Origin of the sequence: Autumnicola edwardsiae (assembly GCF_031846505.1) — a bacterium.
In the GTDB taxonomy this organism is placed as follows: domain Bacteria; phylum Bacteroidota; class Bacteroidia; order Flavobacteriales; family Flavobacteriaceae; genus Autumnicola; species Autumnicola edwardsiae.
This window is the reverse complement of record NZ_JAVRHP010000001.1, coordinates 98,267-123,370: the sequence shown is the minus strand read 5'-3', so window position 1 is coordinate 123,370 and position 25,104 is coordinate 98,267. Positions and strand designations below refer to the sequence as shown.

The 25,104-nt window shown below is 38.7% G+C and carries 17 protein-coding genes; 16 read left to right on the top strand and 1 reads right to left on the bottom strand.

Annotation, left to right across the window (positions count from 1 at the left end; genetic code table 11):
* Positions 1-34: 34 nt before the first annotated feature.
* The 12 genes from uvrC to RM529_RS00490 all read left to right on the top strand — a co-directional run bounded on the left by uvrC (position 35) and on the right by RM529_RS00490 (position 18,470).
* The gene (uvrC, locus tag RM529_RS00545) at positions 35-1,828 is read left to right on the top strand and encodes an excinuclease ABC subunit UvrC (RefSeq protein WP_311482790.1); all 1,794 of its coding nucleotides are present in this window, start codon (positions 35-37) and stop codon (positions 1,826-1,828) included.
* Entirely contained in the window at positions 1,829-4,048 is a 2,220-nt protein-coding gene (locus RM529_RS00540; protein WP_311482789.1) for a patatin-like phospholipase family protein, read from the top strand.
* 315 nt (positions 4,049-4,363) lie between these two features.
* Positions 4,364-5,530 (top strand): homogentisate 1,2-dioxygenase, encoded by a 1,167-nt coding sequence (locus RM529_RS00535; RefSeq protein ID WP_311482788.1) that lies wholly within the window; start codon positions 4,364-4,366, stop codon positions 5,528-5,530.
* A 66-nt stretch (positions 5,531-5,596) separates the two neighbouring features.
* A complete protein-coding gene (hppD, locus tag RM529_RS00530) occupies positions 5,597-6,739 on the top strand; it encodes a 4-hydroxyphenylpyruvate dioxygenase (RefSeq protein WP_311482787.1) in 1,143 nt (380 codons plus the stop codon).
* Positions 6,740-7,039: 300 nt separating this feature from the next.
* Positions 7,040-7,819, top strand: a complete 780-nt coding sequence (locus tag RM529_RS00525; RefSeq protein ID WP_311482786.1) for a DUF3108 domain-containing protein — start codon at positions 7,040-7,042, stop codon at positions 7,817-7,819.
* Complete coding sequence (locus tag RM529_RS00520; protein ID WP_311482785.1) at positions 7,820-8,788, top strand: tryptophan 2,3-dioxygenase family protein; 969 nt, start codon at positions 7,820-7,822, stop codon at positions 8,786-8,788. It abuts the gene before it with no gap.
* 1 nt (position 8,789) lies between these two features.
* Positions 8,790-10,025, top strand: a complete 1,236-nt coding sequence (locus tag RM529_RS00515) for a peptidoglycan DD-metalloendopeptidase family protein (protein ID WP_311482784.1) — start codon at positions 8,790-8,792, stop codon at positions 10,023-10,025.
* 26 nt (positions 10,026-10,051) lie between these two features.
* Positions 10,052-11,683, top strand: a complete 1,632-nt coding sequence (gene pgi, locus RM529_RS00510; protein WP_311482783.1) for a glucose-6-phosphate isomerase — start codon at positions 10,052-10,054, stop codon at positions 11,681-11,683.
* 190 nt (positions 11,684-11,873) lie between these two features.
* On the top strand, positions 11,874-14,423 hold the full coding sequence (locus RM529_RS00505; protein WP_311482782.1) for a TonB-dependent receptor: 2,550 nt from the start codon (positions 11,874-11,876) through the stop codon (positions 14,421-14,423).
* A gap of 10 nt (positions 14,424-14,433) precedes the next feature.
* Positions 14,434-16,131, top strand: a complete 1,698-nt coding sequence (locus tag RM529_RS00500; RefSeq protein ID WP_311482781.1) for a hypothetical protein — start codon at positions 14,434-14,436, stop codon at positions 16,129-16,131.
* Between the two features lie 107 nt (positions 16,132-16,238).
* On the top strand, positions 16,239-17,882 hold the full coding sequence (locus RM529_RS00495) for an Ig-like domain-containing protein (RefSeq protein WP_311482780.1): 1,644 nt from the start codon (positions 16,239-16,241) through the stop codon (positions 17,880-17,882).
* A gap of 153 nt (positions 17,883-18,035) precedes the next feature.
* Positions 18,036-18,470 carry a hypothetical protein gene (locus RM529_RS00490; RefSeq protein WP_311482779.1) on the top strand — a complete coding sequence of 145 codons (435 nt, stop codon included), beginning with the start codon at positions 18,036-18,038 and terminating at the stop codon, positions 18,468-18,470.
* Positions 18,471-18,552: 82 nt separating this feature from the next.
* Here the strand turns inward: RM529_RS00490 and RM529_RS00485 are convergent, their stop codons facing one another.
* The gene (locus tag RM529_RS00485; RefSeq protein WP_311482778.1) at positions 18,553-19,650 is read right to left on the bottom strand and encodes an endonuclease/exonuclease/phosphatase family protein; all 1,098 of its coding nucleotides are present in this window, start codon (positions 19,648-19,650) and stop codon (positions 18,553-18,555) included.
* A gap of 88 nt (positions 19,651-19,738) precedes the next feature.
* Here RM529_RS00485 and RM529_RS00480 point away from each other — a divergent pair, with 88 nt between their 5' ends.
* From RM529_RS00480 to RM529_RS00465, 4 genes are all read left to right on the top strand, one after another.
* Positions 19,739-22,567 (top strand): TonB-dependent receptor, encoded by a 2,829-nt coding sequence (locus tag RM529_RS00480; protein ID WP_311482777.1) that lies wholly within the window; start codon positions 19,739-19,741, stop codon positions 22,565-22,567.
* Between the two features lie 142 nt (positions 22,568-22,709).
* Positions 22,710-24,110, top strand: coding sequence for a DUF5689 domain-containing protein (locus tag RM529_RS00475; RefSeq protein ID WP_311482776.1), 1,401 nt, complete (start codon positions 22,710-22,712; stop codon positions 24,108-24,110).
* Between the two features lie 331 nt (positions 24,111-24,441).
* Entirely contained in the window at positions 24,442-24,612 is a 171-nt protein-coding gene (locus RM529_RS00470; protein ID WP_311482775.1) for a type II toxin-antitoxin system HicA family toxin, read from the top strand.
* 47 nt (positions 24,613-24,659) lie between these two features.
* The gene (locus RM529_RS00465; protein ID WP_311482774.1) at positions 24,660-25,073 is read left to right on the top strand and encodes a type II toxin-antitoxin system HicB family antitoxin; all 414 of its coding nucleotides are present in this window, start codon (positions 24,660-24,662) and stop codon (positions 25,071-25,073) included.
* Positions 25,074-25,104 lie beyond the last annotated feature (31 nt).

The following is a 25,104-nucleotide window of genomic DNA, read 5'->3' as shown; positions in this document are numbered from 1 at the left end:
GGCATTAAGCGCAATAAATTTTATCTTTGAAGTAATGGAAAAGCCTGCATTGGAAGTACAACTGCAAACTCTGCCCGACAGTCCCGGGGTGTACCAGTATTACGATAAGAACGGGAAAATCCTGTATGTGGGGAAGGCGAAAAACCTTAAAAAAAGGGTCACTTCCTACTTTACCAAACGTCACGACTCTCACAGGATAGGCGTAATGGTGAAGAAGATTAAGGAAATCAAGCATATTGTGGTTGCTTCGGAAACCGATGCGCTGCTGCTTGAAAATAACCTTATTAAAAAGCATCAGCCGCGGTTTAATGTGATGCTAAAGGATGATAAAACCTATCCCTGGATTTGTATTAAAAATGAACGATTTCCCAGGGTTTTCCCAACACGCAGGCTAATTAAAGATGGTAGCGAATACTACGGGCCCTTCACCAGTTTTAAAACTGTAAATACACTTCTGGACCTTATTAAAGGCTTGTACAAACTCAGGACCTGTAATTATGATTTGGCTGAAGATAAGATCGAAAATGGCAAATATAAGGTGTGCCTTGAGTATCATCTGGGAAATTGTGAAGGTCCTTGTGAAGCAAAACAGGCAGAAGAAGATTACAACGGGAATATTGAAGCCATAAGGCAGATCGTAAAAGGAAATTTTAAAGATTCCCTCCAGCAATTTAGAAATCAGATGAAAGTGCATGCTGAAAATATGGAATTTGAAGATGCCCAGCGAATCAAAGAAAAAATTAATGTACTTGAGAATTACCAGTCGAAGTCTACGGTGGTGAATCCCAGGATCAACAATGTAGATGTTTTTTCCATCACCAGTGACGAAGGTTATGGCTATGTAAATTTCCTTCAGATTTCCCATGGCGCTATTATCAGGTCGCATACTATTGAAATGAAGAAAAAGCTGGACGAAAGTGACCAGGAACTGCTGGAATTGGCAATTACCGAGATAAGGCAGCGCTTCAATTCAAATTCAAAAGAAATTTATCTTCCCTTTAAAATTGAATTTGCGGAAGATGTAAAAGTCACCGTTCCGCAGTTGGGCGATAAGAAGAAGATTGTAGAGCTATCTCTCAGAAATGCCAAATATTACCGACAGGAGCGGTTTAAACAGATGAAAATTGTAGATCCCGACCGGCATGTGAAGCGTGTAATGGCACAAATGAAGGAGGATTTACGTTTAAATGAAGAACCGCGGCATATAGAGTGTTTTGACAACTCAAATATCCAGGGAACTAATCCCGTAGCTGCCTGTGTAGTCTTTAAAAACGGAAAACCGAGCAAAAAAGACTATAGAAAGTTCAATATTAAGACCGTGGAAGGTCCAAATGACTTTGCTTCTATGGAAGAAGTGGTTTTTAGAAGGTATAGAAGGCTTCTAAATGAAGGCGAAGAACTTCCGCAGTTAATTATAGTGGATGGTGGAAAAGGGCAATTATCGTCCGGAGTTAAAGCTTTGGAGACTCTGGGACTACGTGGTAAAATTGCAATTATCGGCATAGCGAAACGGCTGGAAGAGATTTTCTATCCAGATGATAATATTCCGCTTTACCTGGATAAAAAATCGGAGACTTTAAAAATCATTCAGCAGTTAAGAAACGAGGCGCATAGGTTCGGAATTACTTTTCATCGTAACAAAAGGAGTAAAGTTGCGTTAAATACAGAGTTGGAATCTATTACGGGAATTGGAGAAAAAACAGTTATTGAGTTATTGAAACAATTTAGATCTGTAAAGAGAATAAAAGAGGCTTCGCTGGAAAATTTGAGCGAAGTTATAGGAGCTTCTAAAGCCAGGACGCTATATGAGCATTATCATAAGGAATAAATGAAAAATATACTGATCATTTTTTTGTGTTTGCTAAGTTTTACGGGATTGTCCCAGCAAAAAGATGATCCTAAGGTTGGCCTGGTTTTAAGTGGTGGTGGAGCGAAAGGTCTTGCCCATATTGGCGCCTTAAAGGTTATTGAAGAAGCCGGTGTGCGCATAGATTTTATTGGCGGGAGTAGCATGGGCGCTATAATTGGAGGTTTATATGCTTCGGGTTATACCGCGCACGATCTGGATTCTATCTTTCATGAGACAAATTTCAATATTCTAATCCAGGATGACCTTCCGCGAAGCGCAAAAACCTTTTACGAAAAAGAAGATACAGAGAAATACGCGATAAGTCTTCCTTTTGATAATTTTAGGATTGGTCTCCCGTCAGGGCTTTCCAAGGGTCAGAATATCTACAATCTCATGTCACGTTTAACGATGCATGTAAACAACATCAATGATTTTAGCAAGCTTCCCATTCCGTTCTTTTGTATTGCTGCAGATATTGAAACCGGGGAAGAGGTGATTTTGGATAGTGGGTCTCTTGCTAAAGCGGTATCGGCCAGTGGTGCAATTCCTTCAATATTTAGTCCGGTGAAAATCGATGGGCGCCTGCTTACAGATGGCGGTGTGGCGAACAATTATCCTGTAGAAGAGTTAAAGCGGAGAGGAGCAGAAATTGTGATTGGGATAGATGTACAGGATAGTCTTATAGATAAGGATAAGCTTAGAAGTGTGCTTGATATTTTAACACAGATTGGCAATTTCAGGACGATTAGCGAGATGAAGGATAAGATCCCGCAGACCGATATTTACATTAATCCTGATATTTCGAGGTTCTCTGTAATATCCTTTAGTGAGGGCGAAGCTATTATCGACTCCGGAAGGGTCGCTGCAAAGGAGAAATATGGGCATTTGGAACAACTTGCGGCAAGGCAAAAAGATTTTAAGAGAGAATTAAAGAAGCAAGGGCAAGACAGCATTTATGTAACTAATCTTGAAATTAATGGTAACAATAGCTATCCGCAGTCCTATATTTTAGGAAAACTGAAACTTGGTGCTGAAAGGAAGTTGACGTTCGAAGATCTTAACGTAGGAGTAAATAATTTATCGGCTACCGGAAATTTTAATAAAATCAGCTATAATCTTATTCCAGATGAAGGGGGGCAGGAATATACGTTAAACATGGACATCGAGGAAAGCGAGAATAAGTCTTTTCTCCGGCTGGCACTGCATTACGATGAACTTTATGAAAGCGGAGTCTTGCTGAATTTTACCCGCAAAAGCTTGCTTTTTACCAATGATGTGACTTCTATAGATGTGGTTGTTGGGGATTATTTCAGGTATTACTTCGATTATTATATAGATAAGGGTTATTACTGGAGTATAGGGCTTAAATCACGATATAATAACTTTAAAAAAGACATTTCTTTTGATTTTGCCAACCAAAACGGGGATTTGAGAAATATTGGGGTGGCAAACATTGGTGTAGATTACCGCGATATCACTAATCAGTTTTATGTGGAGACACTTTTTCAGCAGGTATTTTCTTTTGGGATGGGTGCCGAGCATAAATATTTGGATATTACTTCTGAAGTTTTTCAGAATGAAAATGGCGAAAGCGGAAACTCTGTATTTGAGGATAATAATTATTACAGTGCTTTTGGTTATTTAAAGTTTGATTCGTACGACAATAAATATTTCCCGAGCCAGGGAATCTATTTTGACGGTGATTTCCATGTTTACCTGTTTTCTTCAAACAACGATTTTGCTGAATTTTCTATTGCAAAGGGAAAAGTAGGTTACGCTGCCACACCTTTTAAAAAATTTACTACCCGTATTTCTGCAGAAACGGGATTCAAGATTGGAAATGACAACATAAACACGCTCGATTTCTTTTTGGGGGGTTACGGGAATTACCCAATTAATAATTTTATTCCTTTTTATGGTTATGATTTTATAAGTCTGTCGGGAGACAGCTATATCAAAGCTTTACTTGACCTCGATTATGAAATATTTCGTAAAAATCACCTAATCGCCAGTGTAAACATTGCCAACGTGGAGAACAAGTTATACTCTACCGGAAACTGGCTTTCCATGCCAGATTATACCGGCTACGCACTTGGTTATGGACTGGAAACTTTCCTTGGCCCCCTGGAAGTGAAGTATACCTATTCGCCCGAAATCAAGGAGAGTCATTGGTTCTTTAGTTTAGGCTTTTGGTTCTAAGGTTAGTTTTTTTATCTAAAATATTTTTATTCGCTTCGAAGATTTCTGCTGAAGCATTGAAAAGATATAAGGTCGAAAATTGCCATTTTAAGGCAATGGCTTTTGCGGGCACAGGTTGTTCCGAAGGATTTTGTAAACAACTTGTTTGAAGGTGGATCAGGCAAAGAAAAATTCCGAAGAAGCTACTATATTTAGCCTTGTTTTAAGAATATTTTAGCAGATAATAGCGATATTTGGTTTAATCGGAATTTCAGCTTTAAAAAATGCGTTATTTTACATTTATTTCTGCGGAATCTCCTTTAAATCTTCAGAATTATGCCTTTTTATCATCAGCTTGGGAAAATACCTCATAAAAGACATACGGTTTTTAAGAAGCCGGATGGTAGCCTTTATTATGAACAATTATTTGGTACCATAGGTTTTGATGGAATGTATTCTAATTCTTACCATGAGCACAGGCCCACACAGGTAAAGGAAATGAGCGCCGGCTATAGTGTAAAACCTAAAATAGCGGTAGCAAATAATTTAAAGTCCTATAAATTTAAAGGTTTTAACGTGGTGCCTGCGCCAGATTATCTCGAAAGCAGGAGAATTGTGTTGACCAATAGCGATGTGAATATTGCACTTGCTTCCCCGCAGGCTTCCACAAAAGATTATTTCTATAAAAATTCTGATGCAGATGAGCTGCTCTTCATCCATAAAGGTAGTGGGAAGCTTAGAACTCATCTCGGAAATCTGGATTTTAAATATGGAGATTATTTGTTAATTCCCAGGGGCACCATCTATAAGCTGGATTTTGATGATGAGAATAACCGCTTATTTATTGTCGAATCCCGCCGCCCGATTTATACCCCAAAAAAATACCGAAACTGGTTTGGGCAATTACTGGAACAATCTCCATTTTGTGAGAGGGATTTGCGCAGACCTTACGAGCTTGAAACCAATGATGAAGCAGGAGAATTTCTAATTAAAATAAAAAAGCAGGGAGAGATTTTTGATGCTGTTTACGCCACCCATCCTTTTGATGTAGTGGGTTACGACGGCTATAACTATCCTTACGCATTTTCAATTCACGATTTTGAGCCGATAACCGGAAGAATTCATCAGCCACCACCGGTACATCAGACTTTTGAAACGGACGCTTTTGTGGTTTGCAGTTTTTGTCCGCGAAAATACGATTATCACCCGCAGAGCATTCCGGCGCCTTACAGCCATAGTAATATAGATAGTGATGAGGTTCTTTATTACGTAGATGGTGATTTTATGAGCCGTAATGATATTGAGGCAGGACATATTTCTCTTCATCCTGCGGGAATTCCGCACGGGCCACACCCGGGAGCGGTAGAAAGGAGTATAGGGCAAATAGAAACTGAAGAATTAGCGGTTATGGTGGACACTTTTAAGCCCCTTATGATTACTGAAGAGGCTATGGAAATTGCAGATGAAACCTATTACAAATCATGGTTGGAAGAGAATCATTAAGCAGAAGAACTTTTTCAAATCTTAAGAATTTTAAAGGAAGTATTAAAATCTATAAAATTGAATGGAATGGCTACAGATAAGACATCTTTAAATTTAAAAAAGGAAGTACCGGAAGCAGAAGATTTCCTGCCTATCCTGGGAACAGAATTCGTGGAGTTGTATGTGGGGAATGCAAAGCAGTCCGCTTATTATTATCAGCATGCATGGGGATTTCAGCCTTTAGCATATTCAGGATTGGAAACCGGAAAAAAGGACAGCGTTTCGTATGTTCTTCAGCAAGGAAAAATAAGGCTCGTATTAACTTCTCCCTTACAGCCAAAAGGTGAAATTAATGCGCATATAGATAAACATGGAGACGGTGTAAAGATGGTAGCACTATGGGTGGACGATGCCAGGAAGAGCTATGAAGAAACTACAAAAAGAGGAGCTAAATCCTACAGGGAACCTTACGTGATGCAGGATGAGCATGGATCTGTTGTTATTTCAGGAATTCATACCTATGGAGAAACCATTCATCTTTTTATAGAAAGGAAAAACTATTCCGGCCCTTTTCTGCCGGGATATAGGCATTATGCGCCTCTGGCAAAATCTAAAGAAACTGGTCTTAAATATATAGATCACATGGTGGGAAATGTTGGCTGGAACGAAATGAATAAATGGTGTGAATTTTATGCAAAGGTAATGGGATTTGCCCAACTGGTTTCCTTTGACGACAAAGATATTTCTACAGATTATACTGCTTTAATGAGTAAAGTTATGAGCAACGGTAATGGCAGGATAAAATTTCCCATTAACGAACCGGCTAAAGGAAAGAAAAAATCACAAATTGAAGAATATATTGACTTTTACAATGGTGCAGGAGTACAGCATATTGCTCTTGCAACAGACAATATTATAGAAACTGTTACGCTTTTACGGAACAACGGAGTGGAATTTCTTCATGTTCCCGCAACTTATTACGAAACGGTTCTGGAAAGGGTCGGGAAAATAGATGAAGATTTAGAGCCTCTTAAAGAGTTAGGGGTGCTTATAGACCGGGACGACGAAGGGTATCTGCTTCAGATTTTCACTAAACCAGTTTTGGACCGTCCAACAATGTTTTTCGAAATTATCCAGAGGAAAGGAGCCCAGTCCTTTGGAAAGGGGAATTTTAAAGCTCTTTTTGAGGCTATAGAAAGGGAACAGGATTTACGTGGAACATTAAATTAAATGTAAAAAACTGCTGATCTCTAAGAAATAAACCTTGTTTTTTGAATAGCTATAATCTTTTTGGTTAAAGTCTGTTTTATTGTTGTTCTGAAATTAGAAAATAAGGATTTTTGCGCCCGCATTTTTTGGAGTCATTACAAGAAGTGTTTTCATAATTTAAGTTAGTTGGTTTATTAAGACAAAAAGCCCCGTCATTTAATTTGACGGGGCTTTTGGTTTTAATACATTTGGAATAGTAATTGTAAATATTTTCTTAAACTTACAAATCAGCCCCGTTCTTCGGAAAAAAAGAAAACTATTATGAAAAGAATTATTGCAGTTGCACTCCTCTTTTTTCTTGGCTTTTCTCCCTTCCGGGGAAATTCTCAAGAGGCATTTCAAAAAGGCGAATGGCTAAAATTCCGCATTCACTATGGACTCTTTACTGCAAGTTTCGCTACGCTAGAGGTAGACGAAACGGTCTTAGATGGAAGGCCGGTTTATCATATTGAGGGTATTGGGAAATCCACGGCACCTTTGAGTTGGTTTTTTAAGGTAGACGATAATTATCAGACATTTATTGATAAAAAGGATGGAAAACCTTATAGGTTTATTAGGAAAATTGATGAAGGGGGACATACTAAAAATCTTGAAGTGTATTTTGATCATAGGGAGAACAGAGCGCTGGTTCATGATAAAAAGCATAATAGCAGCAATACCTATAGTACAAAAGAAAATGTTCATGATATGTTATCTGCATTTTATTATATTCGCAACGAGATTAACAGCGACAATTTAAGGCCAGGAGAGGAAATGAATTTGAACCTGTTTATTGATGATGAGAATATGGATTTCAAACTGAAATTCCTTGGCCGTGAGGTAATTAAGACCAAATTTGGTAAGGTCGCGACCCTTAAGTTTCGCCCGCTCGTCATGGCGGGAAGGGTGTTTAAGGAAAAGGAAAGCCTTACTTTTTGGGTAAGTGATGATAAAAATAAAATACCTGTAAAGATAGAAGCAGATCTTGCTGTGGGTTCTTTGGATGCCGATCTTGATGCTTATAAAGGACTCAGGAATCCCTTTAATATAATTATGAATTAAATGGGCATAAAACCCGAAATAGCTGAACGTATTTCCAAACTTGAGGAAAAGTTTAAGAATTCTGGTCAGGATATGGGTTCCTATTTGGACGGACTTCTTTATGACAGGTATTTGTCGTACTGGGATTATGTGAATCTGGATACCTTATTAAGCCTTCAGAAGACAAATACCCATTTTCCTGATGAGAAAATCTTTATTACATATCATCAAATTACCGAATTATATTTTAAGCTCATTATCCATGAGCAAAAGCAGATTATAGAAAATGAGGACTTAACTGCTTCTTTTTTTATTGAAAAGCTGGACAGATTAAATCGCTATTTCAGGATCCTTATAGATTCGTTTGATGTAATGATTAAAGGGATGGACAGAGAACAGTTTTTGAAGTTTCGTATGGCTTTATTACCGGCAAGCGGATTCCAATCTGCTCAATTCAGGATGATAGAAATTTATGCGACTCCTCTTGAACACCTTGTACACCATGATACCAGAAAAAATTTTTCCGAAGAAAATTCTCTGCAAGAATTATTTGAGCAGGTTTATTGGAAAAGAGGAGGTATAGACCTTAAAACAGGTGAAAAGACTTTAACCCTTAGGCAATTTGAAAAAAGATATACGCCCCGCTTTATGAGGATTGCAAAAGAGGTTAAAGATACTACAATGTTCCATAAATATGAACAGCTGCCGCTTAGCGAAAAGCAGAATAAAAACCTGATTCGTGCATTGCGCAGGTTTGACGTAAGTGTGAATGTTAATTGGTTGCTTATGCACATAGGTGCTGCTTATCGTCACCTTAACAGTGAGAAAGAAACGATTGCTGCTACGGGAGGTACAAACTGGAAAAAGTTTTTACCACCGGGCTTTCAAAAAATTTCTTTTTTTCCAAATTTGTGGAGTAAAGAAGAATTTAACGACTGGGGCAAACAATGGGTGAACCACATGTTTAACAGCGAAAATCAAAAAAAATAAATTGAAAAAGTTAAGTACCCTGATTCTTATCATTATTGCATTTGTAGCCTGTAATGATGATAATATTGTAGAAGAAAAAAATGAGGAAGTGGCGGTTGTAAAAACTCCGCCTCAAATCAAGAAGTATGGTTTTGTTTTAAACGATTTCGAGATAGTAGAGGATACCATACAACCCGGTGATAGTTTTGGTAATATAATGGGTGAGCAGGGGGTGAGCCTTGCGAAAGTTTATGAAATTTCAGATAAAGTAAAGGATACTTTTAATCCCGCAAGAATAGTTGCAGGGAAAAAGTACATGATTCTAAAAGCCAGAGATTCCGCTCAGACACCGCAATTTTTTGTCTATGAAGACAACAAAATTGATTATACGGTTGTAGGAATTGGTGATGAAATCACCGCTTATAAAAAACAACGTCCTGTTTCTGTAAAGAAAAGAGAAGTTTCCGGTGTTATTACGTCTTCCCTTTCTGAAGCTATGCAAGATCAGGGTTTAAGCAATCTTCTTGTTTATGAACTGTCCAATATTTACCAATGGAGTATCGATTTTTTCAGGCTTCAGAAAGGAGATCAGTTCAAGATGGTGTATCATGAAAAATATATAGATGATACTATTTTTGCGGGGATTGACAGGGTGGAAGCAGCGGTTTTTAATCATTCGGACAAACCTTTTTATGCCTTTCAATATGAAACAGATAGTATCACTAATAAATCCAGTTACTACGATGATGAGGCTAAAGCTCTACAAAGCTTTTTCTTAAAGGCACCGCTCGATTATAGCAGGATTTCTTCCCGCTATAGTAAAAGAAGATATCACCCGGTACAGAAGCGCTGGAAGGCACATTTGGGTACAGATTATGCTGCTGCACATGGTACACCCATTGTTAGTACGGCAGATGGTACTGTAATTGCTGCAAGCTACACTTCCGGAAACGGTAATTACGTGAAAGTAAGGCACAACAGTAAATATACTACACAGTACCTGCACATGACTAAGAGAAATGTGAGAAATGGACAGGCTGTAAAACAAGGTGACGTAATTGGTTTTGTTGGAAGTACCGGTCTGGCAACAGGGCCGCACGTCTGCTATCGTTTCTGGGTGAATGGGAAGCAGGTGGATCCTTATCGCCAAAATCTTCCTACCGCCAAGCATATAGAAGATGCACGTAAAGAGGAGTATTATGCTTATATTGAACCTCTTAAGAGGCAGTTGGAGAATATACCTTATAAAAATATTTAAGAATAGTAGATTTAATAAAGAAGAAGATGGAAAATATAAATCCCACCCAAACTAAGAGCTGGAAAAAACTCAGTGATCATTTCAAAGCAGTAGAAAAGCTACAGATGAAAGATCTTTTTAAAAAAGAAGAAAACCGGGGATCAGAATTTAGTATTCAGTGGGAGGATTTCTATCTGGATTATAGCAAAAATAGGATAACGACAGAGACAAAAAGTCTTCTTCTTGAATTAGTTAAGGAGTGTAAGCTGGACAAAGCAATTGAATCTTATTTTGGTGGTGAGGCGATAAACCAGACAGAAGGGCGTCCTGTGCTGCACACTGCTCTAAGGGCTAAAGAAAATAAAACAGTTAATGTAGAAGGAGAAAACGTTTTACCAGAGGTTCAGGAGGTAAAAGCAAAAATTAAAGCTTTTTCCAATGAAGTAATTGATGGTAGCCGAAAGGGATACACGGGTAAAAAATTTACAGATGTGGTAAATATTGGGATTGGTGGCTCAGATCTTGGTCCTGTAATGGTTACAGAATCCTTACAATATTATCAAAATCATTTAAAAGTACATTATATTTCTAACGTAGATGGTGATCATGTACATCAGGCAATTCAGGACCTAAACCCCGAAACTACGCTTTTTATAATTGTATCTAAATCCTTTACCACACAGGAAACTTTATCCAATTCAACTACTATTAGGAGCTGGTTTATGAAAACAGCTCCGGAGGAAGCAGTTTCCAAACATTTTGTTGCTGTTTCCAGTAATGTGGAGAAGGTAGAGGAATTTGGTATTGCTTCCGAAAATATTTTTCCTATGTGGGACTGGGTTGGGGGCAGGTTTTCTCTATGGAGTGCCGTTGGCCTTTCTATTAGCCTTGCTGTGGGTTATTCCAATTTTGACGCGATGTTGCAAGGCGCTCAGAAGATGGACGAGCACTTTAAGAATAGTGACTATAGTGAGAACATTCCTGTGCAGTTGGCCCTGATCAGCATTTGGTACAATAACTTTTGTAATGCCGAAAGCGAAGCGGTAATCCCTTATTCTCAATACCTGCATAGGCTGCCGGCTTATTTGCAACAGGCAATAATGGAGAGTAACGGTAAGAGTGTAGATAGAAATGGAGATAAAGTAGATTACCAAACCGGTACAATCATTTGGGGAGAACCGGGAACAAATTCGCAACATGCGTTTTTTCAGCTTATCCATCAGGGAACCAAATTAATTCCTGCAGATTTTATAGGTTTCAAGCATCCCCTTTTCCAGGATAAAGACCATCATGACAAATTGATGGCTAACTATTTTGCGCAGACAGAAGCGTTACTTCAGGGAAAAACCGAGGGAGAAGTACGTTCAGAACTGGAAGGAAAATCCTTGAGTACTGAGGAAATTGAAAAGCTACTTCCATTTAAAGTTTTTGACGGAAATAAGCCAACAAACTCTATCCTAATTGAAAAACTTACACCAGAAAGTCTGGGTAAACTGGTGGCGATGTATGAACATAAGATATTTGTTCAGGGTGTAATCTGGAATATTTTCAGTTATGATCAGTGGGGTGTGGAATTAGGTAAGCAATTAGCTTCAAAAATCCTTGCGGAAATAGAAAATAATTCTGTCGAAAATCATGATTCTTCTACTAAAAACATGTTAAAATTCTTTTTAAAATAATTCTTTTCGTTTGTTGAAAACCTGTCAAATAATTTAAATGTCAATTACTCAGGTGTTTAAAAAATAGCAGTAGTTTTGCACCGCGGCTGATGTTAAAGTTAAGAACCTTAACATTTCGGTAAACTTTAGTCTTGAGGTTTTAGCTTCTTTTGCCGTGAATTTTTTAATCAAAAAACAAACAAAGGAAAAGATGAGGAAATTATTACTATTAGCGTTGTTCTTAACATCTGCTACAATTTTTGCTCAAGGAACTGTTACCGGAACGGTGATAGATTCTGAAATGGATGGTCCCTTGCCGGGTGCAACTGTAATGGTTGAGGGAACAAACAATGGTACTACAACAGATTTTGACGGTAACTTCTCCCTGAATGTAAATTCTGACTCAGGAGAAATTAGTATTAGCTTTGTAGGCTACACTTCCAAAACGATTGATTTTAATCTCTCGAACGGTTCTCAGGATTTTGGAAGGATAGTGCTAAATGCTGATGCCGGGGCTTTGGAAGAAATTGTGATTACAAGTTTCTCTTTGGCAATAGACAGGAAAACGCCTGTAGCGGTTTCTACGATTAGATCTGAGGAAATAGAATTGAGACTAAGTAATAAAGAATTTCCTGAAATTCTTCAATCTACTCCCAGTATCTATGTACATAAACAAGGAGGGGGATATGGAGATGCAGAAGTTCGAGTAAGAGGTTTTGATGATGAGAACGTTGCGGTAATGATCAACGGGGTTCCTGTAAACGATATGGAGAATGGAAACGTTTACTGGAGTAACTGGGCGGGACTTTCAGATGTTACCCAAACAATGCAGGTGCAAAGGGGTCTTGGAGCTTCTAAAGTAGCTGTGCCTTCTATAGGAGGAACTATTAACATTGTTACAAAATCTACAGATGCTGAAGAAGGTGGTAGTGTTTTTGCAACCACAGGTAATGACGGATATCAAAAGTATGGCGGAACAATTTCTACAGGATTGTTAGATAATGGTTTTGCTGCTACAGTTTCTGTATCTAAAACAACAGGTAACGGATTTGTAGACGGAACTGAATTTGAAGGTTATTCTTACTTTGTAAACCTTGCAAAGAAATTTAATGAAGACCATGAGCTTTCTTTTACAGCTTTTGGGGCGCCGCAAAGGCACGGTCAAAGAGAAACTTCGCATTTAATACAAACTTTTCGTGCAAGCGAAAGGGGTATTAAATTCAATGGTGACTGGGGTTATTTAAATGGTGAAGTAAAACATGTACAGGATAACTTCTACCACAAACCTCAAATGTCTTTAAACCATTATTGGGATATTTCTGATAAAATGGAATTATCTACAGCACTTTACGCTTCGTTTGGTACAGGTGGAGGTGGTGGTTACGAAGGTGAAGCCAATTTAAGAAGTATAGATTCTCCTTATAGAAACGGGTATTTACAGCCACTAAATTTGGACCTTGTAGTAGCAGATAATATTGAAAACGGAGCCCTTGGTTCTGAAACTATTCTGTACGATTCAAGAAACGACCATAGCTGGTATGGTGCACTATCAACTTTAACTACAGAAATAAATGAAGATATTGATTTGCTTGCCGGAATTGACCTTCGGTATTACGAAGGGAGACATTTCCAGGAAGTAAGAGACCTTTTAGGTGGTACTTACTGGCTGGATGAAGGTAGTAATGAGAATAACCTGATAAACGTAGCAAGAGTTGGCGATAAAATTAATTATCACAACGACGGTTTAGTGCACTGGGAAGGTGGATTCCTTCAGGCAGAATATTCCAGAAATGATCTTTCTGCATTTATATCTCTTGCGGCCTCTAATACTTCTTATAAAAGGATAGATTATTTTAACTATCTTGATTCTGATCCCGAGCAGGAAACAGATTGGATTAGCTTCTTCGCTTCAAGTATAAAAGGGGGGGCAAACTATAACCTTAATGATAACCATAACGTTTTTGCCAATATTGGTTATTTTGAAAGGGCGCCTTTCTTTGACCAGGTTTTTCAGAATTTTGAAAATGATATTAATGAAGATGCTGAAAATCAAAAGATTTTTAGTGCAGAGGTTGGCTACGGAATTAGAAGTTCAAAGTTAAGGGCAAATTTGAACGTCTATAGAACACATTGGCAGGATAAGCCTTTTACGCAATCTTTCTTCGATGACGAGACAGGAGAATCTTACTTTGCTAATATTCTTGGTGTAGATGCGCTGCACCAGGGTATAGAATTTGATTTTAGTTATAAGCCTTTCGATAACCTTACCATTAATGGTATGGCTTCTATTGGAGACTGGAAATGGGATAGTAATGTTGAAGACGTAATGATCTTTGATGAAGAGCAAAGACCACTATTAGATGAGGGTATCGATCTTTTTCTTCAAGATATTCAAATTGGGGGTAGTGCCCAAAATACGTTTGCCCTTGGTGGTGATTATGAACCACTTCCGGGAACAACAATCCGCGCAAACTGGACCTATGTAGACAAGTTGTATAGTCAATTTGATATACTTGGGGTTAGTTCCGGAGCAGATTACAGCCCGTGGGAAATTCCATCTTATGGTTTGCTAGATGTTGGTCTTACCCACAAATTTGAGTTTGGAGGATTTGAAGCTATTTTAAACAGTAACGTGAATAATATTCTGGATACAGAATATGTAAGCTTTGGTTTTGATGGTTCAGCTTCTAATGCAGAAACTGCATCTGTATGGTACGGGTTTGGACGTACATATACTGTAGGAATGAAAATAAACTTTTAAAAAAATAGAGATGAAAAATACATTTTACATTTTAATGCTTTTCATAGGTGTCGCCATAACAGGTTGTGAGCCTATGGATGACATCAATGAGGAAATTGATGAGAATATCAGCAATGTTGAAGGATCATTAGATTACACATTAGAAGAGGAAGATTATGGATTTTTAGATCTGCCTGAGGAGCAGTACGAGTTTGATACAGAAGAGGATGCAAGGGCATTAATTCCTGTTTTGTTGTCAAATCGTCTTCCCGCTTTAGGTGGAAACTCTTCGGTAAATGTTAGTTATAACGTCTTTGCTCCTATTGATCCGCAGGTTTATACTGTAAGCGCGGAAGATTATGAGGCTGCTGGATTGTCAGACGGTTACCTTGGGAATATTTCTCAAATTCAGAGCTTTTTACAGTATCAATTTCCACGAGCAGAGGCAGGTGATCATGTTGAGTTGACTTACGATGCCGTTGCAAATGAAATTTCGTATACACTAGATGCAGACGATTTTGATTTTATTGAAAATGAATTGGGTGCCGATTATCCTGAACCTGCCGGAAACGCCGGACAATTTAACAGCTTTACTGTAGATCCTAATAGTAATAATCTTTGGACTGAAGAAATGATCCTTGAAGCTATTAATATTGTTCTTCTAGAAAATATGGACGGTGTAGAAGGGCAAAAATATAATGTTTCTTACGAAGTTTATAATGAAGGTGTCGAAGCCGAAAGTATGACAGTTGTTTTTAATGGTAATAATTACATACCGTTCGGAGCTTCTGCTTATGAACTGGTAAATGCAGATTATGCACTGGTTGCTGAAGAATTAGCGGAAGAATATCCCGGTCCTGCCGGAAATGCCGGGGAGTTTAACACCTTTACTATAGACTCTGTTAGTGATAATTTCTGGACTGAGGAAATGCGACTTGAAGCAATAAACATAGTTTTAATGGATAAATTTCCTTCTGCAGAAGAAGGAGCTCAATTCGCAGTAACTTATGCAGCTTATGACGGTTCTGTTTCTTCTCAAGTGATGGCTGTTGTCCTTCAGGATGGACAATATGTAATTGACCTGGAAGGTTCTGTTTCCACAGTAGAAACCACAGATGTTTTTGCTTATACTAATGGAACCTGGAGTATGCCGTTAACATTAGATAGTGAAGACTACACCACGATGGGGCAAACCTATCCTAATTTTGATGATGAAGGGGAAGCTTATCAAATGATCTCTGTATTTCTTGGCCTTGAATATCCTTATGCAAGAGAAGGGGAGATGAGATCTGTTGCTTATGACTTTTATTCTGGTAGTACTTCAACAAGATATACGTTGTTTGTATTTGAAGATGGTGAGTGGAATGCAATACCTAGAACTTTGGAACAAACCCTTCAGTTTAGTCATAATGGATCTGAGTGGGAACCAGATAACACTATAAGATATACCTTAGTCGCATCAGATTATGAGTACATTGCAGCGGAATTTGCAGCTGTTAGTGGTTACGAGGCTGCAGCCAGCAATTTGGCACAGTATGGGAATTTCAACCTAAATAATTGGGATGATGACATGATCCTGGAAGCATTAAAGGTCTTTTTAAATGACTTCGACCCTTCTGCTGAAGTAGGTCAAAAATATATCCTTTCTTATGAAGTTTATCCTGGTTATATTATGACACAAATGAGACTGATTAAAGATGAGTCTGGCGCCTGGGTTATTAATGAATAAATTTTAAACTAAATAAAAGTACAAGCCTCTTATCGGTCTTTCCCGGTAAGGGGCTTTTGTTTAGTAGACCAAGATGATTTCAAAATGTTAATTTCTAAAATTTATAAATGAAAAAGTTTTTCTTTCTTGCTTGTACCATTCTGTTTTTTGCAGGATGTAGCAGCGATGACGATAATGTAAATTCGGGCGAAAGACCTGAAGCAGGTGATCCTGTTGCCGTAGATGATGCGGTTACAGCTTCAGAAAATGAAGAGTTAAATATTGAAAAAGATTTTCTGCTGGAAAATGATGAGCTGGTGGATAGTTCCAGGATAAGTTCTTTTGATACAGAAACTACCGAAGGTGGGGAAGTAGTCGACAACCGCGATGGAACCTTATCTTATTTTCCTCCTGAAGATTTTCAGGGTGAAGACAATTTTTCTTACCAATTATGTGTGCCGGGTAGTGAAGGTAGCCGTTGCGCTACCGCAACTGTAATCATCACGGTAGGAGATGCCGGTGCCCCTGTAGCTCAGGATGATACTTATGAAACAGAGGAGGGAGACGAACTTAGCATTATAAATCATCTTTCTAACGATACCCTGCTGGACAATGCAGATATAACAGCGATAAACACTGAAGATACAAATGGTACAGCTGTGCTGGAAGAGGATGGTAGCATTACATACACTCCGGCAGAAGGTTTTTCTGGAGAAGATAGTTTTACCTATACTGTTTGTGATAACGATAAAGAACCCGAATGCGCTACTGCAACTATTACGGTAAATGTTATAGACGAAGGATCTCCTGTTGCAAATGATGATACAGTTGTAGTCGATGCGGGAAATTCCGGTTTTGCCATAACCAACCTTTTAAATAACGATGATCCTATTGATGGAGCTGTACTTTCTTCAATAGATGCTTCCTCTAGCCAGGGAAATGTTACTTTAAATGACGATGGTAGCATAACTTACGAGCCGGTGGCCGGTTTTACGGGAGAAGATAGCTTTACTTATACTATCTGTGATGATGATCAGGAACCTACATGTGCAACTGCTACAGTTAATATTACGGTAATAGAGCCAGTAGGTTTTGATATTCCTTCACAACTTGAAGACTATTATGAGCAAGTTGTTTTTTCTCAGAATGAGGACTTAAACTATCATGTAGCTTCTGAAATAACAGTAGGGCAGCACACAACTATTTTAAGTTATGGAGAGCGTCATAATTATTTATATGATGCAGATGAAGATCCCGACAACCCAGAGAATGTGATTTTAATGTACTCTGGGGAAAGCAGGTACTGGGAAGAATATACTTCAGGAAATAATTCTTATACCCCGCAAACCTTCAATACAGAACATGTTTATCCTCAATCCAGGCTAGATGCAGCAAACGCGGTTACAGACCTGCACCACCTTCGTTCTGCAGATGCGAGTATAAATTCACTTAGACTAAATTACCCTTATAGCGAAGGAAGCGGAGAATATGGGCTGGTTGGTGAAAGTGCGTGGTACCCCGGGGATGAATGGATTGGTGACGTAGCAAGAATGGTTATGTACCTTAATGTTCGTTACGGAGAAGAATTTGATGAGGTAGGTGGTTTGGACCTTCTACTGAAATGGAACAGGATGGATCCGGTATCAGAACTGGAAATTCAACGCAACAATGTAATAGCTTCGGCACAGGGAAACAGGAATCCGTTTATAGATAACCCATACCTCGCTACTTTAATTTGGGGCGGAGACGCTGCTGAAAACCGATGGGAATAAACGTTAGAAATAACAAGTTTATTAAATGATTAGGATTTGGAATGCAATTATAGCTTCCAGATTTTAAGTAAATACCTTCAGATATCTAAAAAACGTCCCATAATATGGGGCGTTTTTTTGTGTTTGAGTATCTTTATCAAAATTTAAAACCTCATGTACACTACTGTTCAGTTTATCCATTCTTATTGGGCCTATTTGGTACTTATTGTTTTGCTTATAGCATCTTTTAACGCTATAATAGGCTTTGCCAGTAACAAGGAATACAGTGCAACCAATTTCAGGATTGCCTTATTTACTTTAATCGTTTCCCATATTCAGCTCTTAATTGGTATTGTGCTTTATCTAACTCCCGGGAACCTTGCCAGATTCGATGGCGGTATGGGTGAAGTTATGGGTAACAGCAGCCTGAGGTTGTATTTGGTAGAACACCCTTTGATGATGATTATAGCTTTAGCTCTAATTACCATTGGTTATTCCAAGCACAAAAAGAAACTGACTTCCAGGCCAAAATTTAAGGTTCTGGCAATTTTTTATACACTGGGTCTACTGGTGATCCTTACCAGGATTCCCTGGGATGCCTGGTTTTAATTTCAAATCTGGCATTTGCCGAAGAGAAAGGAGTTTTGGTACAGAACACTTTTGTGTGTAGGTTTTAATTGAAAGAATTAAATTATCCTCCCCCTTTGGGGGAGCTAGAGGGGGATTGAGATTTTATGAGGTAAACATACACCGGAAAGTGGTCACTGTAACCGCCGGTATATCCACCATAACCATAACTTCTATAGGGATATCCTTTATATTGTCCGCCAGGCGTGACCAGGTAAGCCTTATTAAAAATGCCCGCCCGGTAAAACTGATAACTGCTGTAATCTGTTCCTGCTAATGCCTGACTTACAATAATCTGGTCGAACAAATTCCAACTGTCACGATAGGCAAGCGTGCCATGGCCTTCCTTTAGCATTTTCTCCATAGGGTTATAAAGCTCCTGAAATTTCAGATTTTCTTTTGAACCTTTTGTTTTTAGAACTTTTTTAAAAGATCTGTTCGTAGGATCGTCATTGAAATCTCCCATACTAATAATTCTGGAATACGGGTTTATCTGGTACAGGGAATCGATAATCTGCCTGTTTAAAGCGGCAGCTTTTTCTCTGCGGTAACTGCTTTTTGCTTCCCCGCCGCTTCGGGACGGCCAGTGATTAACAATAAAGTGAATCTCATCACCATCTAAAATCCCGCTTACTACCAATTGGTCCCGCGTATAAACACGCTTAGAAGGATTTTCGGCTTCAAAAATAACCAATCGTCTAGACTGCGAATTTACGGGGGTAAAGATTTCTTTTCTATACAGAAGCCCCACATCTATCCCTCTGCTGTCAGGAGAGTCAAAATGAATAATTCCGTAGTTTTCTGCAGAAAGATTAGGATGATCTATCAGCGCCTCTAGTACCACAAGGTTCTCAAATTCGCACAAACCTATTATTGCAGGTGCAGAGCCGGTAACTTCAGTACCAATTTCCGAAAGTACCCTGCTTATTTTGGCAATTTTGTCCCTGTACTTTTCTTCGGTCCAAACATCTTTACCTGTAGGTGTGCGGTCATCGTCAAACGTAAGAGGATCATCTTCAAAATCAAATAAATTTTCAGCATTGTAGAACGCAACGCTCAAAATATTATAGGAATTTTGCTCCTGGCTCATCAAATTATTGGCGCAAAACAACGTAAGCCAAATAGCAAGTGCGCGTAAACAGTGAGGTTTTAAGATATTCATTAAAATTTAAGCATGTTTTTATAAGTTATTGAAAGTATGAAAGTTATATTAAATAATTTGCTATATTTCGCGACTTTTTGGGGCAAATATGGGGAACAAATTTCTTCTGATGTTGCTGTGGATTTGGTTTCCCTACACTTCACTTTCACAGTCAACCTCCATTACGGGAAGTGTCGTAGACGGCTATTCTTTGGAGGAAATCAGATCGGTGAAAATTCAAATGGAAGGTACTTTCCTGGAAACGGAAAGTGATGCCAGTGGCGTATTTATTTTTTCTTCCGAAGAGATTCCGGAAGGTAATCAGGTTCTGGTGTTATCTAAATTTGGATATGCCCGGCAGCGAATACCTGTGTTAATCATAAAAGGTGAAATCAGGAATTTAGGCGAGATTCTTCTAACGCCAGATTTATCTGAAGAACAAAGGCAGATAGGCACCATTAGCCTTTCTGATAATGAATTAAATGAAGAAGAAGGTAGTTTTGATAATCTTTCGGGACTTTTACAGGCTTCCAGAGATGTTTTTCTAAACGCGGCAGCTTTCGATTTTAGCGCTACGTTTTTTCGTCCCAGGGGCTTTGATAGCGAGCAGGGGAAATTGCTGATTAATGGCATGGAGATGAATAAAATCTTCAACGGCAGGCCGCAATGGAGCAATTGGGGCGGACTTAATGATGTGCAGCGTACACAGATTTTTTCTATGGGAATTTCTCCTTCCGAAGTGAGTTTTGGCGGACTCGCAGGAACTACAAATATCATTATGCGGGCTTCAGAATATGGCGAAGGCGGCAGGATTTCTTACGCGGCATCAAACCGCAGTTATGCGGGCAGGATCATGGCCACTTATAATTCCGGGGAATTGCCTCATGACTGGTGGTATTCTGTTTCGGTTTCCAGAAGGTTTGCTGAAGAAGGTTATATTGATGGAACCGTTTATGATGCCAATTCTGTTTTTGTTGCGGCTGAAAAGAAGCTTAATTCAAAACATTCCCTCAATTTTACTGCTTTCTACACTCCAAATATCCGCGGAAAATCTTCAGCAAATACCAAAGAGGTTTTTGAACTGAAAGGCCGGCGGTACAATTCCTTTTGGGGCGATCAGGATGGTAAGATCCGCAACTCCAGGCTTAGGGAAATCAAGGAGCCGGTTTTTATGCTGAACCATTTTTGGCAAATTTCAGATAAAATTCAGCTAAACAACAATCTGTCTTATCAATTTGGCAGCGTGGGCAATTCCAGGATCGATTTTGGTGGTACAAATCGCGTTACCTTCAACGGCCAGGAAAGTTTTATAGGTGGCGGTGCAAATCCAGATCCTGCCTATTATCAAAAACTGCCGGGATATTTTTTAAGGTTTGAAAATAATGCCAATTACGAATCTGCTTATCGTGCACAACAACAGTTTATCGATAATGGCCAAATTGACTGGTCCTCTTTGTATAAAGCAAATTTAAATGAAGCTGCCACAGGCGGGAATTCTATTTACGTAATTGCTGAAGATCGTAATGATGATAATCTGGTTACAGCAAATTCTATTTTAACTGCAAGACTGAAGGAAAACGTAGAACTGAATGCAAAAATCAGCTATTCGAGCCTAAAAAGTGCAAATTTCGCAAGCATAAAGGATCTTTTGGGCGGAAACGGATATCTGGACATTGATTTTTTTGCTGAAGCAACCACAGAAACGACTGAAGCTGATGCCGCACAAAGTGATTTGCGAAACAGGAATAGAATTGTTACTGAAGGGTACCGGTTTAAGTACAATTATGAACTTTTTTCAAGTATAGCCGAAGCATTTGCTCAAATTCAGTACAAGTTTAGCAGATTTGACTTCTTTTTGGCAGGGAATATTTCCCAAACCGCCTATGAGCGCAACGGACTTTTTCAAAATGGAATTTATCCCGATAATTCACTGGGTAAAAGCGAGAAGTTAAATTTTACAAATATCGGCCTAAAGACCGGTGCTACGTATAAACTTTCTGGAAAACATCTTTTTACAACTAATGCTGCTTACTACACTAAAGCACCAAATTTGCGGAATTCATTTTCAAACTCCCGCCTGAATAATGAAGTTGTTGAAGGGCTGGAAAGTGAAAAGTTACAATTCGGTGATTTGAGTTACCGCTTTCGTTCTCCAAAATTAAACCTGCGCCTCACCGGTTATTACACTGAAATTCTTGACGCCACCGAAATCTCTTTCTACTATGCCGACGGTCTTTCCGGCCTGGGAAGAACCGGAACCACAGCTTTTGTGCAGGAAGTCTTAACAGGAATAGACAAACAACATCTGGGAGTGGAATTTGGAGCTGAAAGTCAGCTGACCTCCACCATCAAGTTAAAAGCAGCAGCGGCAGTAGGGCAATATATGTATGCCAATAATCCCAAGCTTTACCTCACTTCCAGCAGTTTTGAAGATGCTGTTGATTATGGGGAATCATATTTGAAGAATTACCGTATTTCCGGCGGCCCGCAACGTGCGGCACAAATTGGATTTGAATACCGCGATCCCGATTACTGGTGGTTTGGGACTACGGTTAATTTCTTTTCACATGGCTTTGCAGATGTGAGTCCGCTTAGCAGAACAGCAAATTTCAGGATAGATTCCGATGGTCTGCCGATTTTGGATTATGATGAACAGCTGGCACTCGAGATGCTAAAGCAGGAGCAGTTTGACGATTATATCCTTGTAAACGCCATTGGCGGTAAGTCCTGGCGAATCAAAGATTATTACCTGGGATTCTTCTGCAGCCTAAACAATATTTTTGATGTGTTGTACAAAACGGGAGGCTATGAGCAATCGCGGAATGCAAATTTCCTGAGTCTAAAAGAAGATTTTGAAAGGGACCAGCCGCTTTTTGGCTCCAGATACTGGTACGGAAACGGCAGCACGTACTACATTAATGTTTATATAAGATTTTAGAAATCCTGCGAAGTGCGAGATTATCCTGCAAGGTTTTTAAAACCTTGTAGGTTTAAAAAGAGGTTTAAAAAATTTATTTAAAGAAACAACTGGAGCCTTGTAATAACATAGGTGTTAATTTTAAACGTTTATTAGCTTTATTATGAAAGAAAATATTAGAAAAAATCTTTTTGCAGGCACTGCAGCAATACTCCTGTTCCTAACTTCCTGTGTGCAGACCGATGATTTTGACCTGCCGGAAATTGAAGAAAAAGAGGTAGTGGTAGAGGGAAACTTAACCAGTATTTCTGCGGTGAAAGGAAATTTTAATATAGAAACCGGTGAAATTTATACGTTTCAGGACACCGGGATTTATTTTGAAGCTTATGTGGTTTCCAGTGATGAAGGTGGCAATTTTTATAAAGAACTGGTGCTGCAGGACAAACCGGAAAATCCCACTTCGGGAATTGTGATTTTAGTAGATGATAATTCCCTTCACGACAGCTTTAACTTTGGAAGAAAGGTGTTTGTAAAACCCGATGCCCTTAGTTTGTGGTATAACAATGGAGTTCTTCAATTGGGGATCCAAAACAGGGGAGACGTGGTGGCCATTCCTAATTCTTTAATCGACGAACATCTTATCCGCTCTGAAGTCACAGCGGGAATCGTTCCGCTCAAGTTAAAGATAACAGATTTCAGTGATCGTTATAAGAACCTTTTTGTGCAGGTGGAGAATGTCCAATTTAACCGAAACCTGGTAAGAAATGAGCATATTTTTTCTTTTGCTTCAGAAAATGTAGATGAGTACGATGGGGTGCGACAACTGGAAAGTTGTGCATCTGGCGCGACTGCAATGTTGAGTACAAGTACTTTTGCCGATTTTCGATCTTTGCTGCTTCCGCAGCAATCGGGAAGTGTAAAGGCAGTTTTAAGTCGGGATTTTTATGATGATTTTTACGCGCTGGTGTTGAATACTCCCCGCGATTTGGAATTTTCAGGAGAAAGATGTGACCCGGTATTCTTTAAATGTGGTGAAAATCTTACTGAAGGGCCTGAGGTGATTTTTAATGAAGACTTTACTGATGTCACTACCTTAACCGCTTTAAGAAACCGGGACTGGAGGAACGTGAATGTTAGTGGCGGCAGTGAAAAATTTAAACCGGGAACCAGGAACGGTAACCGATATTTCAGGATTTCAGCTTACAATACTACCGAGAATCTTCTGGAGGCATGGCTCGTAACTCCGGGCATAGACCTTAGCGGGAGCACAGGAGAAGTGTTTTCCGCAGATGTTATGGCCTCCTTTGATAATGCCACGATATTAGATATCTACGTGACCACAAATTTTACCGGAAATCCTAAAACTACTGAATGGCAGCTTCTGGAGGCGAATATCCCCATGGGACCCACCAGCCAAAACGGTACCGCCTACACCCATACAAAAATTGATATTTCCTGTTTGGAAGGCACAGTGCACTTTGGATTTCACTATCTTGGAGGAATTCCCGACAAAACCACTACTTATGATGTCGATAATGTGAGGGTGACAGGATTTTCTAACTAAATTGGCAGCGTGAAGTATACCTTGTTTTTATCTGTTCTAATTTTGATCTGTGGAATTTTACTTAGGAAAGAATTTTTCAGCCTTAATACATACGATACCTACTATGTAATTACAGGACTTTCGCTGGCTTTTTTGCTGATTTTTCTAATTAATCTTGTAGTTCTTATTCCCGTTTGCACCCAAAGAATAAAAGAGAAAGATTAGAGGTTGATTTTATAGATACTCGTAATTTTTAATAGAAAAAAATAATTCAAATTTTCTTAGTACTGTAAAGAACATTTCTGTTCCTTATATTTGTAATTTAAAGTTCTTATTAGTGAAAGTAAGCGAAATGCTAAAAATTCTTATGAGGGATGGGTGGTACCTCCACAGGAACGGAAAAAAGCACGACTTGTACAGGCATCCGACTAAAAAAGGACAAATTCCACTCCCCCGGCATCGAAGTCAGGAGTTGAAGAAGGGAACAGAAAGGAGTATTTTAAAAGATGCGGGGCTCAGTTAATGCCATTTTAAACTTAGCAATAACATCAATAACGATCAACGTCAACAATGGAACATAAAACTAAATTACCAATACTTCTGGAAAAATCTGGTACTGGTTATAGTGCATATGCAAAAGAATATCCGGCTATTTACACTGCCGGCGAAAATATCCAGGAAGTGAAGGAAAATATTCAGGAGGTTATCGAGTACCAGATTGAATATTTAGAAGAGCAGAAAAAAATTAAAGAAGCAGAAGTTTTAAAGAATTCAGAAATTGAATTTTATCTTGATATTCAACAATTCTTTGAAGAATTTAAATTTATAAATAAATCAGCATTTGCCGAGGCAATCGGGGAAAGCCCTAACTACATCAGGAAAATATCAAGAGGATTTGTAAAACTGAGCGATGAAAAATCTTTAAAAATAGAGAAGGGTTTACATAAATTAGGTAAGGAATTAATGAGCGTTCATTTCACTTAAATTATAATTTTAGTGATATTATCTTCAAAAG